15 protein-coding genes and 1 riboswitch are annotated in these 15,658 nt (G+C 46.8%); of the genes, 10 read left to right on the plus strand and 5 right to left on the minus strand.

Translation table 11 applies throughout. The features are described 5' to 3' along the window. Positions 1-9: 9 nt before the first annotated feature. A complete protein-coding gene (locus tag ACR9Y8_RS09990) occupies positions 10-651 on the minus strand; it encodes an ABC transporter ATP-binding protein (protein WP_481213112.1) in 642 nt (213 codons plus the stop codon). Positions 652-827: 176 nt separating this feature from the next. After that, positions 828-993: riboswitch (cobalamin riboswitch) on the plus strand. Positions 994-1,110: 117 nt separating this feature from the next. On the opposite strand from ACR9Y8_RS09990, the gene ACR9Y8_RS09995 reads away from it, so the two are divergent. From ACR9Y8_RS09995 to ACR9Y8_RS10005, 3 genes are all read left to right on the plus strand, one after another. Continuing rightward, positions 1,111-2,082, plus strand: a complete 972-nt coding sequence (locus tag ACR9Y8_RS09995) for a ribonucleoside-diphosphate reductase small subunit (RefSeq protein WP_481213113.1) — start codon at positions 1,111-1,113, stop codon at positions 2,080-2,082. A gap of 112 nt (positions 2,083-2,194) precedes the next feature. Beyond that, positions 2,195-4,570: a ribonucleoside-diphosphate reductase subunit alpha gene (locus ACR9Y8_RS10000; protein WP_481213114.1), complete on the plus strand. Its 2,376-nt coding sequence runs from the start codon at positions 2,195-2,197 to the stop codon at positions 4,568-4,570. Between the two features lie 89 nt (positions 4,571-4,659). Next, the gene (locus tag ACR9Y8_RS10005; protein WP_481213115.1) at positions 4,660-5,319 is read left to right on the plus strand and encodes an MgtC/SapB family protein; all 660 of its coding nucleotides are present in this window, start codon (positions 4,660-4,662) and stop codon (positions 5,317-5,319) included. 56 nt (positions 5,320-5,375) lie between these two features. Here ACR9Y8_RS10005 and ACR9Y8_RS10010 read toward each other — a convergent pair whose 3' ends face one another. Beyond that, complete coding sequence (locus tag ACR9Y8_RS10010; protein ID WP_481213116.1) at positions 5,376-6,245, minus strand: aminoglycoside 6-adenylyltransferase; 870 nt, start codon at positions 6,243-6,245, stop codon at positions 5,376-5,378. Positions 6,246-6,814: 569 nt separating this feature from the next. Beyond that, entirely contained in the window at positions 6,815-7,423 is a 609-nt protein-coding gene (locus tag ACR9Y8_RS10015; RefSeq protein WP_481213117.1) for a TrmH family RNA methyltransferase, read from the minus strand. A gap of 169 nt (positions 7,424-7,592) precedes the next feature. On the opposite strand from ACR9Y8_RS10015, the gene ACR9Y8_RS10020 reads away from it, so the two are divergent. The 5 genes from ACR9Y8_RS10020 (at position 7,593) to ACR9Y8_RS10040 (ending at position 10,884) form a co-directional block, all read left to right on the plus strand. Next, the gene (locus tag ACR9Y8_RS10020) at positions 7,593-8,324 is read left to right on the plus strand and encodes a pirin family protein (RefSeq protein ID WP_481213118.1); all 732 of its coding nucleotides are present in this window, start codon (positions 7,593-7,595) and stop codon (positions 8,322-8,324) included. A 75-nt stretch (positions 8,325-8,399) separates the two neighbouring features. Then, positions 8,400-8,948, plus strand: coding sequence for a YceI family protein (locus tag ACR9Y8_RS10025; protein ID WP_481213119.1), 549 nt, complete (start codon positions 8,400-8,402; stop codon positions 8,946-8,948). An 8-nt stretch (positions 8,949-8,956) separates the two neighbouring features. Continuing rightward, positions 8,957-9,283 (plus strand): hypothetical protein, encoded by a 327-nt coding sequence (locus ACR9Y8_RS10030; RefSeq protein WP_481213120.1) that lies wholly within the window; start codon positions 8,957-8,959, stop codon positions 9,281-9,283. Between the two features lie 26 nt (positions 9,284-9,309). Beyond that, positions 9,310-10,245: a ring-cleaving dioxygenase gene (locus tag ACR9Y8_RS10035; RefSeq protein ID WP_481213121.1), complete on the plus strand. Its 936-nt coding sequence runs from the start codon at positions 9,310-9,312 to the stop codon at positions 10,243-10,245. Positions 10,246-10,263: 18 nt separating this feature from the next. Beyond that, positions 10,264-10,884, plus strand: a complete 621-nt coding sequence (locus ACR9Y8_RS10040; RefSeq protein WP_481213122.1) for an alpha/beta hydrolase — start codon at positions 10,264-10,266, stop codon at positions 10,882-10,884. 93 nt (positions 10,885-10,977) lie between these two features. Here the strand turns inward: ACR9Y8_RS10040 and ACR9Y8_RS10045 are convergent, their stop codons facing one another. Beyond that, positions 10,978-13,362: an ABC transporter permease gene (locus ACR9Y8_RS10045; protein WP_481213123.1), complete on the minus strand. Its 2,385-nt coding sequence runs from the start codon at positions 13,360-13,362 to the stop codon at positions 10,978-10,980. A gap of 135 nt (positions 13,363-13,497) precedes the next feature. Beyond that, positions 13,498-14,079: a Crp/Fnr family transcriptional regulator gene (locus ACR9Y8_RS10050; RefSeq protein ID WP_481213124.1), complete on the minus strand. Its 582-nt coding sequence runs from the start codon at positions 14,077-14,079 to the stop codon at positions 13,498-13,500. A 124-nt stretch (positions 14,080-14,203) separates the two neighbouring features. On the opposite strand from ACR9Y8_RS10050, the gene ACR9Y8_RS10055 reads away from it, so the two are divergent. Together ACR9Y8_RS10055 and ACR9Y8_RS10060 are read left to right on the plus strand one after the other, a co-directional pair. Beyond that, complete coding sequence (locus ACR9Y8_RS10055; RefSeq protein ID WP_481213125.1) at positions 14,204-15,163, plus strand: heme-binding domain-containing protein; 960 nt, start codon at positions 14,204-14,206, stop codon at positions 15,161-15,163. Between the two features lie 10 nt (positions 15,164-15,173). Continuing rightward, positions 15,174-15,653 carry a cytochrome P460 family protein gene (locus ACR9Y8_RS10060; RefSeq protein WP_481213126.1) on the plus strand — a complete coding sequence of 160 codons (480 nt, stop codon included), beginning with the start codon at positions 15,174-15,176 and terminating at the stop codon, positions 15,651-15,653. Positions 15,654-15,658 lie beyond the last annotated feature (5 nt).

Raw genomic sequence — 15,658 nt, forward strand, 5'->3', positions numbered from 1 at the left:
AATGTGAATTCAGTGTGGATAAACAGGGATTATTTTTTTGTTATCTATCACCAATGTACCCGTCACTGGCAGGGCATTATCTGCGATCGGTTGGTGGGAAGTAATAAAAAAACTAACGCCGTGTGCTGTGTGAAAACGGCGGATCCACTCATACAGCACGGGAATGGCGCCATGATCCAGCGTAATCAGCGGCTCGTCCAGCAATATCAGGGATGGCGCCCCGGTAAAGGCCAACAGCAGCGATAATTTTTTGAGCATACCGCTGGAATAGCTGCTGACAGGATTATCCAGGAAAGCGGGAATGCCCATTTCAGGCGCCATCTGCATTACATCTTCATGCGCCTCGCCTTTGGCCGATGTGTGCAGGCGCAGCAAGTCGCTGCCCGTGAGAAAGGCCGGGTACAAAGGTTCTGCCTCTGCATAGCTGACCAGCTGCCGATAACGTATGGGATTTTTTTTACTACTAATAGTATCGTTCACCAGTACATCTCCTTCAAAAGGGATCAGGCCGGCGATCGTCTTTAAACAAGTAGTTTTCCCCACGCCGTTCCCGCCCTGTATCCAGTATATTCCAGGTGATAAGTTGAGCGCTGGGATATTGAGGATCAGCGTTTCATAATATTTTTTCTGTATTTGAACCAGCTTGAGCATATGTAAATATGAGAAAATAAATTCTAATGTGTATCGATACTGGCGGGCTTTTCACCTACTTTTTCACGGCCCTGTTCCCATTATTCCTGCATTTGGAAAATGTTCACCTTCTTTTTCCACACGTGTTAAAAACTTTAAAGAATATCCGTTTCATTCGTACTTACATTTGCGTCAGTTCTTGACTTCGTTGCATTGGTTTCTCCCGGCACTTTCCGGGAAGAATTAATAGGGAATCGTGTTAGAATCACGAGCAGACGCGCTACTGTGATTCCTGATCCCCGTGCGCAAAAAACGGTAAAGATATCAGGGAAGCCAGATACCTGCCAGCGCAACGTTTTGTCAAAGCCTTCGCGTATAAGGTATTGGCGAGAGTGAGCCTTCCTCACCTGATGGATAGGTGTCTTCGTCACCCCCCTTAACGACACAAGAGTATAGCGTTTAACAAAAAAATATTGGCGTATGAACCTTGAAAATGAGATCTTGTTGAAAGAGAACAAAGACCGCTTTGTACTGCTGCCTATTAACTATCCGAAAGTATGGGAAATATATAAACGGCACGAAGCGAGCTTTTGGACAGCAGAAGAAATAGACCTGAGCGGAGACCTGAAAGATTGGGCCAGTCTTAACGATGGCGAACGCCACTTTATTACGCATGTGCTGGCATTTTTTGCTGCCAGCGACGGCATCGTGAATGAGAATCTCGCTGTAAACTTTATGAGCGAAGTACAGATACCGGAAGCCCGTTGCTTCTATGGGTTCCAGATCATGATGGAAAATATCCACTCTGAAACTTACGCATTGTTAATAGATACCTATGTGAAAGATCCGGTAGAAAAAGACCGTTTGTTTCACGCCATTGATACGGTGCCTGCTGTAAAGAAGAAAGCAGAATGGGCGTTGCGCTGGATCAATAACGGCAACTTTGCAGAACGCCTGGTGGCCTTTGCAGCCGTAGAAGGTATCTTCTTCAGCGGCAGCTTCTGCTCTATCTTCTGGCTGAAGAAGAGAGGACTGATGCCCGGCCTTACTTTCTCCAATGAACTCATCAGCCGCGATGAAGGATTGCACTGCGAGTTTGCCTGCCTGCTGTATGGCATGCTGCAAAATAAACTGAGCCAGGAAGAAGTGCACAAGATCATTGGCGATGCCGTTGCTATCGAAAAAGAATTTATTACTGATGCGTTGCCGGTAGCCCTCATAGGTATGAACAGCGCGCTGATGGCACAATATATCGAGTTTGTAGCAGACCGCTGGTTAACCGAATTAGGGTACGCCAAAATATTTAATGCTGCTAATCCGTTTGATTTCATGGAAATGATCTCACTGCAGGGCAAGACTAACTTCTTTGAAAAACGTGTAGGTGATTATCAGAAAGCTGGAGTAATGTCTGGAAAGGATACACAAACATTTAGCCTGGACGAGGACTTTTAATATAAGCTCTTAGCTTTTAGCCGCTAGCTTCCAGCTACAGAAAACGGCTAACAGCTAAAAGCTAAGAGCCAATAGCTGATTTTTTTTACTAACCGCTTAAATTCAATACACCATGTTTGTAATAAAAAGGGACGGACGCAAGGAGTCCGTAAAGTTTGATAAGATCACCGCACGTATTGAAAAGCTTTGTTATGGCCTGAATGCAGAATATGTAGATTCGATAGATGTTGCCAAAAAGGTAATACAAGGTTTATATGATGGTGTTACTACCACTGAACTGGATAACCTGGCAGCAGAGACAGCGGCCTCACTCACTACCAAGCACCCGGATTACGCACTGCTGGCATCGCGCATAGCTGTGAGCAACCTGCATAAGAATACAGAGAAATCATTCTCCAAAACAATGAAGAAACTGTATGAGTATATTGATCCGAAAGTAGGTAAACCGGCTCCGCTGTTATCTGACGACGTGTGGGAGATCATCCGCAAAAATGCAGAGACCCTGGATTCCAATATTATCTATGACCGCGATTTCGCTTTCGACTATTTTGGCTTTAAAACACTGGAGCGCTCTTACCTGCTGAAAGTGGATGGCAAAATAGCTGAACGCCCTCAACATATGTTCATGCGTGTGGCTGTAGGTATCCACAAAGAAGATATCGAATCCGCTATCAAAACGTATAACCTCATGAGTGAGCGCTGGTTCACACACGCCACTCCTACCCTGTTCAACGCAGGAACACCGAAACCGCAGATGTCGTCCTGCTTCCTGCTGACCATGAAAGGCGACAGCATCGACGGTATTTACGATACGCTGAAACAAACCGCGAAAATTTCCCAGAGCGCAGGCGGTATTGGTCTGAGCATCCATAACATCCGCGCTACCGGTTCTTATATCAGTGGCACCAATGGTACCTCTAACGGTATCATCCCGATGCTGCGCGTGTTTAACGACACTGCCCGTTATGTAGACCAGGGTGGCGGTAAGCGTAAAGGCGCTTTCGCTATCTACCTGGAGCCCTGGCACGCTGATGTGTTCGAGTTCCTGGATCTACGTAAGAACCACGGTAAAGAAGAGATGCGCGCACGCGACCTGTTCTATGCACTGTGGGTATCTGACCTGTTCATGAAACGCGTAGAATCTAATGGCGATTGGAGCCTGTTCTGTCCGCACGAAGCACCCGGACTGGCAGACACCTGGGGAGATGAGTTTGAAAAGCTGTATGAAAAATACGAGAAAGAAGGCCGTCAGCGTAAAACCGTGAAAGCACAGGACCTGTGGTTCGCTATCCTGGATGCGCAGATTGAAACCGGTACTCCTTACCTGCTGTATAAAGATTCTGCCAACCGCAAATCCAACCAGCAGAACCTGGGCACTATCAAGAGCTCCAACCTTTGCACAGAGATCATTGAATATACCGATGCAAACGAAGTAGCCGTATGTAACCTGGCGTCGCTGGCACTGCCCCGCTTTGTTATAGACGGAGAATTTGATCATCAGAAATTGTTCGAGGTAAGCTACCAGGCTGCCGTGAACCTGAACAAGATCATCGATAACAACTACTATCCCGTAGAAGAAGCACGCCGCAGCAACCTGCGCCACCGTCCTATCGGGCTGGGTGTGCAGGGCCTGGCAGACGCCTTCATCCTGATGCGGTATCCTTTCGAGAGCGATGCTGCTAAAAAGCTGAACTCCGAGATCTTTGAAACCATCTACTTTGCTGCTTTAACTGCATCAAACGACCTGGCGAAAAAAGACGGTCCGTATGAGACCTTTGCCGGTTCTCCTGCTTCAAAAGGTATCCTGCAGTACGATATGTGGGATGTAATACCTTCTTCCCGCTGGGATTGGGCTTCCCTGAAAGCAGCCATCAAGAAGCATGGTATCCGCAACTCCCTGTTGCTGGCGCCGATGCCTACCGCGTCTACTTCACAGATCCTGGGCAACAACGAGTGCTTTGAGCCTTACACTTCCAACATCTATACCCGCCGTGTACTGAGCGGTGAGTTTGTGGTAGTGAACAAACACCTGCTGAAAGACCTGGTAGAGCTGGGCCTGTGGGATAATGACATGAAGAACAAGATCATTGCCGCCAACGGTTCTATCCAGCAGATCCAGGAGATCCCTTCCAATATCAAAGAACTGTACAAAACAGTTTGGGAGATCAAACAACGTACGATCATCGACATGGCTGCAGACCGCGGCGCATTTATCTGCCAGTCTCAATCACTGAACCTGTTTGTAGATACGCCGTCTACCGCTAAACTGACCTCTATGCACTTCTACGCATGGAAGAAAGGTTTGAAGACCGGTATGTATTACCTGCGTACCCAGGCCGCTTCTCAGGCTGTGCAGTTCACTGTTGAAAAACAGGGCGGACAGCAGATGGAGCCGGTAGTAGTAGCAGGCGCAGGCAGCCAGGAAGAAGAGATCATAGAAGGCGCAGTTTGTACAATGGAAGAAGGTTGTGTAACCTGCAGCGCATAAGATCCTGACAAATATTCTCAAGCATAAGAAGAGCTCTCCGCCAGGCGGGGAGCTCTTTGTATTTGCAAAAAGCCGTATTTTTATAATATATGTTTAGAGACCTCATAGACAAATTTGATCTGCAGCTTATTTTCACAGAACTGATCCTGGTGCTGATCTCCATCGTTATTGGCGTAATCGTTGGCGCGGAGCGGGAATACCGGAACAAATCTGCAGGGCTGAGAACCTTCATACTGGTTTCTTTCGGCTCCTGTGTATTTACTATTTTATCTCTCAGGATCGGTGTAGCGAATCCTGACAGGCTGGCTGCCAATATTATTACGGGCATCGGCTTCCTGGGTGCAGGCGTGATCTTTAAAGACGAAAGCAGAATAGAAGGCATCACTACGGCCACCACCATCTGGGCAATGGCTTCACTGGGTATGTGCGTAGGTTCGGGACATATCTACCTGGCTATTTTCGGAACAATAGTGGTAATGGTGATCTTAAGATTGCTGTTGCCGGTGCAGAACTATATTGAAAGCATTCACAAGGTGCGCGAGTATAAGATCATTACGGGATCTGTTGTTGAAGCGGATAGCTGCATAGCGCTTTTTAAGCAGCATAAACTGAAGTATGCCCTGCTGGGAGAACATAAAGATATCGATAGCTTTTCCAGGATCTGGCGGGTAAGCGGCAGTCTTGAAAGACACGGACAACTGGTGGCCGGGCTGGTAAGCAACCCTACCATCATTTCATACCAGTTTTAACGCATTGCAGACGGTTATCATCGTTTATGCGCCAGCTATTATCTCGGTGTAAGCCCTTATGCAGGCTTTGCTCTCACCTGGCTCAAATAGGTGCGTATCTTTTGTTCCAGTTCCAGGGGATATTCATATCCCAGCTGTTTTGCTATCAGCGGCCCTATCTCGCTGCCAAGATCCGCGTAGGCAAATAATGCACGCCAGTTGTCGGCTATATCGCCGCCTGCAAACGTAGCTTCCACTTTGCGCCACATCTCCGCGGAAAGGCATGTTTTGAACAATCTCCCTTTTTTGTTGGTAGTGATCTTCCAATCATGTTGCATCCCGATATACCATTCGACAATCACCTGGAGATTATTAAAACGCATCACTTCTTCGGAGACGTATTTGGCATAAAATAATTCATCCCTTAACAGGCCTTTGGCAACATAGATCATATCCCACCAGAAATCCAGCATTTTGAGCTGGAAGGTTTCATTGGATGGCTTTTTTATAATAGTAGCGTTATATGTTGGCGGAAGCATATTGGTGCTGAGGCCGTCTTTGTCGAGCAATATCTTGTAGCCAACGTCCCAATCTTCCGGGAGCTCAGGTTTCGCCACTTCTTCCAAAAACCTGGGAACAGAGAACAATTTGAAATCCACTTTTGAGTAGTCTTCATAAAAGACCATCCGCATGGCGTGAATGCCGTCGAAGGCTGCTTCGTCTTCAGCAATAACAGCTATTATATTTCCGAAGTTAGCCAGCCAGCTATCGTCTTTGAGGAAAGCGGGCAGATCTTTTACTACAAATTCGATGTCAAGATCGCTAAGTTCGTCAACGGGCGCCATTGGGTTCACAAGCGAGCTTGTGAGTAACATAACACGTATGTCGTCATTAGACCGGGCCCAGGAGAAAATGGCGCTAAGGAGTTGTTGATGCTTATCAGTCATGGGTTACAGATCAGGTTAATAATTGCAAAAATAAGGGTCGCTGCTTTTAAATAAGCTCATCCGGGAGATATTTAAATGAAAATCGAAAGGTAATATTCCCAACAGCTATGCAGATCGAAGGTCTTCGATGTAAGATGATAGAAATGCCCTGCAAGCTGACAGAAATACCGTGACAGATCGAAGATGTTCGATGTAAGATAACAGATGTGTCGTGCAAGCTGACAGATGTATTGTGACAGATCGAAGGTGTTCAATGTAAGATAACAGATGTGTCGTGCAAGCTGACAGATATTCCGTGCAAGGATACAGACACATGTCGGCAGCGGACATATTTATTACTAAATATTCTTAATAGGAATTACATCATCTCCCAGCGCATAGAATAGCGCAACGGAAGCCTTTAGTAGTTTGGCCTACATAAAATATACTTATAGCGTTAATGAATAAAGACTATAGAGAGAGAGTATACTCTAATATGTCACTATTCTTACCATAGTAAAATTAGCACAGGTGCTGGAAGTCGATATCTCAGAACTGATCTCCACTAAAGTGCTTAATCTATAACCCTCTTACTGCTGATGCTCTTCCCCCTCCGGCCTGTTACTACTCCACTCCTTCCACAAGGTCTCAAACTGCTCCTCCGGCAGCCTTCTCTCCTCATAATGCCCGGCATTGGTCTTCTGCCTTAAAGCCTCATATATACTCACCGCACAGGCCACAGAAATATTTAACGACCGTATGATCCCCATCTGGGGGATAATAAAATTACCATCTGCCAACGCCCGTACCTCTTCACTTACCCCGCTGTGCTCATTACCAAACACCAGGGCTACAGAACCGGTAAAATTGATATCATACAGGCTCACGGCATCCGCTGCGAGGTGGGTGGTCATGATCTTATCGTATTTCTTACGCAGGGCAGCCATACACCCGGCTACATCAGAGAACTGGTGTACGGTGAGCCATTTAGCAGCGCTGGAAGAACTTTTGGCGCCCCATTTTTTGTGCCGGGGGATCTTATTGTTCAGCACATATATTTCCTGTATACCTACCGCATCACAGGTCCGCATAACAGCGGAGATATTGTGCGGATCCTGCACATTTTCCAATACTACGGTAAGGTCTGGCTGGCGTTTGTTCAACACGCCCATGAGTCTTTCCCTGCGTTCAGGTGTCATAGTTCGTTTTTGGCTGGCGCAAAAATACTAAATCCCCGATACCTTGTCCCTCCCCTGTGCTTAACCTGGAACAAGGCAAAGTCTTAACCTAGGTTAATGGTGCCAAAGCCTTTTCTGTCGGAAATTTGTACTGTAAATGCGAAAGCACAAACACCTAAAACCGACAATTATGGCTAAAAGTATCTTACATAAGGCAAACACCCGCGGAAATGCTGATCACGGCTGGTTAAACAGCCGCCAGACCTTCAGCTTTGCCGGCTACTATAACCCGGAAAGAATGGGATTTGGGGCTCTCCGTGTGCTGAACGACGACGTAGTGGCCCCCGGCAGGGGATTTGGCACCCATCCGCACGACAATATGGAGATCATCAGCATCCCGCTGGAAGGAGACCTGGAACATAAAGACAACCTGGGCAATACGGAGGTGATCCGCCAGGGCGATGTACAGGTGATGAGCGCTGGAACGGGTGTTTTTCACAGCGAATTCAACAAGAACAGCGACCGGCAGGTAAAATTCCTGCAGATCTGGCTGTTTCCGAACAAGCTGAACGTAAAGCCCCGTTACGACCAGATCACCCTGAACCTGGAAGAAGGGAAGAACAAGCTGCAACAGATCATCTCTCCTGACCCGGCCGGACCTGGTACCTGGATTCACCAGGACGCCTGGTTTCACATGGGTATCTTTGAAAAAGGGAAATCGCTGAGCTATGATCTTAAGGATCCGGCCAATGGGGTATACATCTTTGTTGTGAAAGGTTCCTTTACCGTAGATGGCCAGGCACTGGACACCCGCGACGGGCTCGGTATAACCGATACCAAGCAGGTGAACATCACCGCTAATGAGGACAACGCAGAAGTGCTGATCATGGAAGTACCGATGCACATTCCTCAAAACTCTTAATCTAGTTCAATGGAAGACGGCCCCTCGCCGTCGTAACTTTACATCATAATTATAAAATCATAAAAACGCACTATAATGGAAACGCAAACTAAAGCAAAATGGGTATTAGACACCGCTCACTCTGAAGTGGCTTTTAAAGTAAAACACCTGATGATCTCTACCGTTACCGGTAAGTTCACCAAATTTGATGTACAGCTGGAAGCAGGTAAAGAAGACTTCACAGATGGTAAAGTAACCGTAACCATCGACGTTGATGGTATCAGTACCAACGACGCACAAAGAGACGGTCACCTGAAATCTGCTGATTTCTTTGAAGCCGAAAAATATCCTCAGCTGAAATTTGTCTCCCGCTCTTTCACTAAGTCCGACAACAAAGGCGATTATATTCTGGAAGGCGATCTGACCATCAAAGGGGTGACCAAAGCGATCTCCATCCCCGTAGAATACGGTGGTACTGTACGCGATCCCTGGGGTAACACTAAGGTGGCGTTCAGCATCGATACCAAGATCAACCGGAAAGAATACGGACTGGGTTGGAACGCAGCACTGGAAGCCGGTGGTGTACTGGTAGGCGAAGATGTTCGCATACTTGCTGAAATCCAACTGATCGAACAGGCACAATAATTACTGCAATGCAGATCAATCAACTTAACATATTAGCTGTGGGGCTCAATGCAGAGATCATGGCAGTAGTGGACCGTTTGATAAATGGGCATGAAAAGTGGAAGGGAACTACTGTATGTACGGTAAAGGAAGCAATAGATGCCTTTAGCACAAAGCAGTACCATATCCTGCTGCTTTGTGCGGGCATCACGGAAGAAGTAGCCTCACAGCTTAAAACTACCTTAGCCGGATTGAACCCTGCAACCATTGTGATAAGGCATTTCGGAGGCGGAAGCGGGTTGCTGGAGAATGAGATCCTGGCTGCGCTGAACCGGCACAACATCCGGCTTAGCTAAAGCATTATCACTTAACACTACTCATCATGAACAACAATATACAAGGCATTCACCACATAACAGCCATTGCTGGTAATGCCCAACGCAATTACGATTTTTACACAAAAGTACTGGGATTAAGACTGGTGAAGAAAACGGTGAACTTTGATGATCCCGGTACTTACCATTTCTACTTCGGTAATGAGAACGGTACCCCGGGTACTATTCTTACCTTCTTTCCCTGGCAAGGGATTCAACAGGGCCGCACCGGCACCGGTATGGCCACTGAAATAGGGTACTCCGTACCTGCAGGCAGCCTGGAATTCTGGAAGGACAGGTTTACACAGTTTAACGTACAGCATGGAACTACAGCAGAAAGATTGGGAGAAGTGTACCTGCCCTTCCAGGACCCGGATGGCCTTCACCTCAACCTCATTATTCCTAAAAAGGACGATAACAGACAGCCCTGGGAAACCGCTGATGTAAAAGCGCAAAACGCTACAAAAGGATTTCACAGCATTACCTTAACACTCAAAAGCATTAAAGCTACCGCCGATATCCTGACGGAAGTATTTGGCTATACGCTGCTTGAACAGGAAGGTAACCGCTACCGGTACATTACCACTAACATTGAAAATGCAGCGATAGTAGACCTGGTAGAAGCACCGGAGGAAGAGCGTGGTATTGTTGCCGGCGGTACTAACCACCACGTAGCTTTTCGCGTAGCGAATGATGATGTGCTGATGACATACCGCGAAAAGATCTTACAGCGTGGCATCAACATTACTCCTAAAATAAATCGTGATTACTTCTTTTCATTATACTTTAGAGAACCAGGCGGCGTGCTGTTTGAGCTGGCTACAGATAATCCGGGCTTTACCGTGGATGAACCGCTGGATAAACTGGGCACATCACTGAAATTGCCGGTGCAATATCAGCCGATGCGCGCGGAAATTGAGAAAGCATTACCTGAATTAAGTTAATTTTCATACTCATCATATATGCATCAGAAAAAGATTGTTACGGCGGGAAAAAAGCTTAGTGAAGCGGATAAGGTGCTAATTATGATTCATGGACGCGGGGGAAGTGCGGAGGATATCCTTTCCCTCGCTTCCCATTTATCTGTAGATGATTTTGCCTTATTGGCCCCACAAGCTACTAATCATACCTGGTATCCTTATTCGTTCATGGCGCCGCCAAAACAGAATGAGCCATGGTTGTCTTCTGCATTATCTCTTTTACAGGAGATAGTGGAAGATGTAGAGCGGGCAGGGATCCCATCCAGCAATATATACTTCCTGGGCTTTTCACAGGGCGCCTGTCTGACGCTGGAATTTGTTACACGCAACGCAAAACAGTATGGAGGGGTTGTAGCATTCACAGGCGGATTGGTTGGCGATAAGATCTACCCGGAAAATTACAAAGGCAGCTTTAATAGCACACCGGTGTTCATTGGCAGCAGTGATCCTGATATGCATGTACCGGTGGAAAGAGTATATGCTACGGCGAATATCCTGAGAGATATGCAGGCCGATGTTACGGAGAAGGTGTATCATAACATGGGACATACGATCAACCAGGATGAGATTGATCAGGCGAAGAAGTTAGTGTTTAAAGTATAGCAAAGAAAGGTCCGAAAGGTTCACTAAAACGTCCGAAAAACATCCGAAACGTCCGGTGAAGAGTTTATCTAGAAAACAAGAGTGGCGATTTGCCTACTCCGTTCTCAAACTCTTAACCGGATTCGCCACCGCCGCCTTCACCGCCTGGAAACTAACAGTACCCAAAGCCACCACCGCTGCCAACGCTCCCGCCATCACAAAAGCCCACCACGGCATGCCTGCACGGTATGCAAAATCCTGCAGCCATCCATTCATCACATACCCGGCTGCCGGGAATGCGATCAAAGCGGCAATAGGAAGCAGCTTCAAAAAGTCTTTCGATAACATCCCTACTATGTTTGCCACAGAAGCGCCCAGCACTTTACGAATACCAATCTCCTTTGTTCGCTGCGTGGTACTATAAGAGGCTAATCCGAGCAAGCCAAGACAGGATATCAATATAGCCAGTACAGCAAAGTTCAGGAACAGCTTTCCAAACCTGTCTTCTGCACGGTATTGCCTGTCAAAAAACTCGTCCATAAAGTAATAGTTGAAAGGCCAGGAAGGGATGAGCGCTTTCCACTTGCTTTCAATGTTGGCTATGGTGGAAGCTAAGTTAACCGGGGACATATTTACTGAAAGGAGATAATAATTTTCCCGATTCATACGCAGGCTCAACGGGTTGATCGGTTGTTGTAAGGAGCGGAAATTAAAATCCTTTACCACCCCGATAATCTTACCCTCACTCCCCCATTGTTTGTAACGCTTCCCGATGGCCTCCTGCGGGGAGGTATATCCCAACAGCTTTACCGCAGATTCATTCAATACCATTGCCTGCGTGCTATCTGTTCCGAAGTCTCTGGAGAAACCTCTCCCGGCTATTACTTTCATCTTGAACAGATCGATATAATCGAAATCAACAAAATAAAGATCAAGTGCAGTTACCTGGAGTACGCCCTTGTTATTCTCTATTTCAGAGTATGCACTGGCGTTTCCGCTTCCGGGAACATTGGCGGACATCGCTACCGACTTTACCCCCGGCATTTGACGGAGCGCCTGCATAAAAGCATTTTTGGCGGGATCACCGTAAGTATTCATCACCATGATCTGATCCTTACTGAAACCCAGGTCGCGGGTACGCATATAGCGCATCTGGTTGTAAACGATGATCGTTGCTACGATCAGTCCTATAGATATTGCAAACTGAGATACAACAAGTACCTTCCTTAACAGCAGGCCATTGGAACCACCGGAATATTTGCCCTTCAACACTACAACCGGTTTATAAGATGATAATACCAATGCCGGATAGACGCCTGCCAATACACCTACACACGCAGCGGCAAAAAACAACGCAAGGAGGCAGTAAACATTCTCAAAAATGCTATGGCTGACCGTTTTACCGGCCAACTGGTTAAATGCAGGCAGCAGCATCGACGAAAAAAGAATGGCCAACAAAAAAGCAATCAAACAAATGATCAATGACTCGCCGATAAATTGCTTTGTGAGCTGCCGTTTTTCTGCACCCACCACTTTGCGTATCCCTACTTCCCTGGCCCTGTCTGCAGAACGGGCCGTAGTGAGGTTAATAAAGTTAAAACAGGCGATCAATAAAATAAATATGGCTACAACAGCAAACACATATACATTGCTGATATTCTCTTTTTTCTGTCCGTCACGGGTAGAGTACAGGTATACATCCCTCAATGGCTCGAGCATCAGCGTAGGGTATATTTGCGCTTTCTTCATAGCGGGCCCGTTTCGCCTTTCCAGGAAAGCAGGAAATTTTCTTTCAAGTGCCTTTGCATCTGTTCCGGGCTTCAACAGTAAATAAGCAGCGCCGCCATAATTGGTCCAGTCCTTATCCAGGTCTGTGTACATTTCTGTGCTGATAGTAGACATGGACAATAATAGATCCGTCTTTATCTGGGAGTTTCCCGGTAGGTCTTTCATCACGCCGGTAACTTTTGCCACAAGGCTACCATCCGCAAATTGTAAGGGTTGCCCGACGGGATCTGTGCTGCCAAAATATTTCCTGGCTATTCTTTCAGATATCACAACGGTATGTGGCTCTTTCAAAGCGGTGCGGCGATCTCCTCTCAATAAGCCGAAGTCGAATATTTCAAAAAATGAGGAGTCTGCCCAGGTAATACTTTTCTCGACAAATTTTATATCACCTTTTTTTACTGCAATATCATCCCAGCTGGTCATGCGTACAAAAGCGCTTACCTCCGGGAATTCATCCTTTAAATTAGGAGCTACTGCCGGTGCTGGAACATTCTGCCTGATCACTTCGTCCGGGGTCTTAAGATCTGATACAATGCGGTAAATGCGGGCTGCTTTGCCATGAAATGCATCATAGCTCAGCTCAAAATTGACGTACAGGTAGATAAGTATACAGGCCGTCATCCCGATGGCCAGGCCCATAATATTGATCAGCGAAAATATCTTGTGCCTCCAGAGGTTACGAAAGGCAATTTTGAAGTAGTTTTTGAGCATAGCGAATGTTTGACCGTGCAAATAATGCTGACTACCAAGGAAATGCCAAATATTAAGTACCTGAAAACCAACCAGGAATTTTCCGGATAACTACAAAGATGTTCAATTTCGATATAGGAGGGTGTCCGGTTCCGGTCATTTATTCTTATACATCGAGCTCCTTACCTTGCTCAAAAACTCCGGTGAAACGCCTATATACCGCGCTATCTGATGCTGGGGCACCCGCTGCAGGATATGCGGGTATTTTTCTGTGAAAGCAACATAACGCTCTTCTGCCGTTTGAGAAACAGACGCATAAAAGCGCTTCTGCAATACGCCCAGGGATCGCTGTACCAGGATACGGAAGAACTTTTCAAACTTCGGCACCTTTTCGAACAACAGCATTTTGTTTTTATAATCGATCATGAGCAGTTCGCAATCCTCTATCGTTTCAATGAACATATTGGAAGGGACCTGCTCTGAAAAACTAGTGAGATCGCTCACCCACCAGCCTTCCACGGCAAACAGCAGGATGGTTTCCGTTCCCTCTTTATTGATATAGTAAGACCGGATACAGCCCTTTATAATAAAAGCCTCAAAATCGCATACCTCACCTTCCTGTAACAAAAAGTTCTTTTTCCTGACTTTTTTATATTTTAGTAAGGAATGGAACAGCTCCAGCTCTTCTGGGGCAAGCTGTATATACCTGGAAATGGAATCGTCGATCTGTTCAAACATGCCATAAAAATAGAAAATTCAGCCCGCTTTCTGCCCATTTCACCTGCCAAATTGCCGGCTTGGGCTAAAACAGCTCAGCGGGCGCCCCATAATCATCTTCCTTTGCATAACAAATTTTCACACCATGTCGTCAGCCACCATTCATCGGTTCAAAAGAGGGATCATCAAGACAATCGTGTTGCTATTTGCCTGTTTGCTGCTGATCCAGTTCATAAGACCTGAAATCCCCCATCCCCCTGTTACAGGCGATCTGCAAGCCCCTCCCGAAGTAAAAGCTATACTGAAAAGGGCCTGTTACGACTGCCATTCCAACGAAACACAGCTCCGATGGTACGACCAGCTCTCCCCTGCCGTATGGCAGGTAGCCAACCATATAAAGGATGGCAGACAGGTGCTGAATTTCTCCAACTGGCAAAGCCTCGCGCCCGGAGACCAAAAAGGAAAGCTGTTTGAAAGCGTAAACCAGATACAGTTAGGCGCTATGCCCTTGAAAGATTATCAATTCGTACATCCTTCAGCTGCCGTTTCTGCCGGCGACCTGGCCGTGTTAAAGCAATACCTGGCGGGAATGATCACCCGCAAGGCGGCCGACAGCAGCAAAATTGCAGACGCAGAAAAACAGTTCGGCCAATATAAAGCCGGCGCGTTTGGCGCTCACAATGTACAGCCAACGCTCAACGGCATTGCCTACCTCAGTGATTATAAGAACTGGCAGCCCATCAGCACTACCGACCGGCTAGACAACGGCACCCTGCGCGTTATCTATGGAAACGACGTTGCCATCAAAGCCTTAAAAGAAAATCATATCAATCCCTGGCCAAAGGGCACCGTCTTTGCAAAGGCCGCCTGGGCGGCCCTGGAAGATGCTGACGGGAATGTACGGCCCGGCGCATTTATACAGGTAGAATTCATGATAAAGGATGATCAAAAATATGCCGACACCAAAGGATGGGGATGGGCACGATGGAAAGGCCCACAGCTCACGCCTTACGGCAAGAATGCCCTCTTTGCTACAGAATGTATCAATTGTCACCGGCCCGTACAAGGGAATGACCTGGTTTTCACCACACCCATTAAACACTAAAGCTATTACTATGCGATCCATATATGCATTGACGACCCTTGTCGCCTTATTCAGCTTCGGCTGTTCCAGCCAGGTTGATAATACTCAACTGGTTAACAGGGAAGCGTCTCTTCCCTCCTCTTTTCAATTTGAAGCCAAAGGGCTCAATAAAGTGATCACCTCTTCCATCAACAGGAAAAAAGCCACCATGAGTACCCTGTACGGTAATGATCCCGCATTTCAGTACGCCCATACCCATGCAGACAGCAGCTACCCTGACGGGGCCATACTGGCACTAGTAACCTGGAAACAAAAAGAAGATCCCCATTGGTTCGGCGCTAACATTCCAGGTGAACTGCAAAGCATAGAACTGGTTAAAATAAACGGCACTACCGCCACCTACGAGCAATTTACGGGGCCCGCGCTCAGCCCGGCCTCCAATACAGATACTGCGTTGATAACCAAACGAACACGGTATATCCTGGATGAAAAACCGGCAGTAACACCATAATTATC

It is taken from the genome of Chitinophaga sp. SVR4-12A (assembly GCF_056754765.1).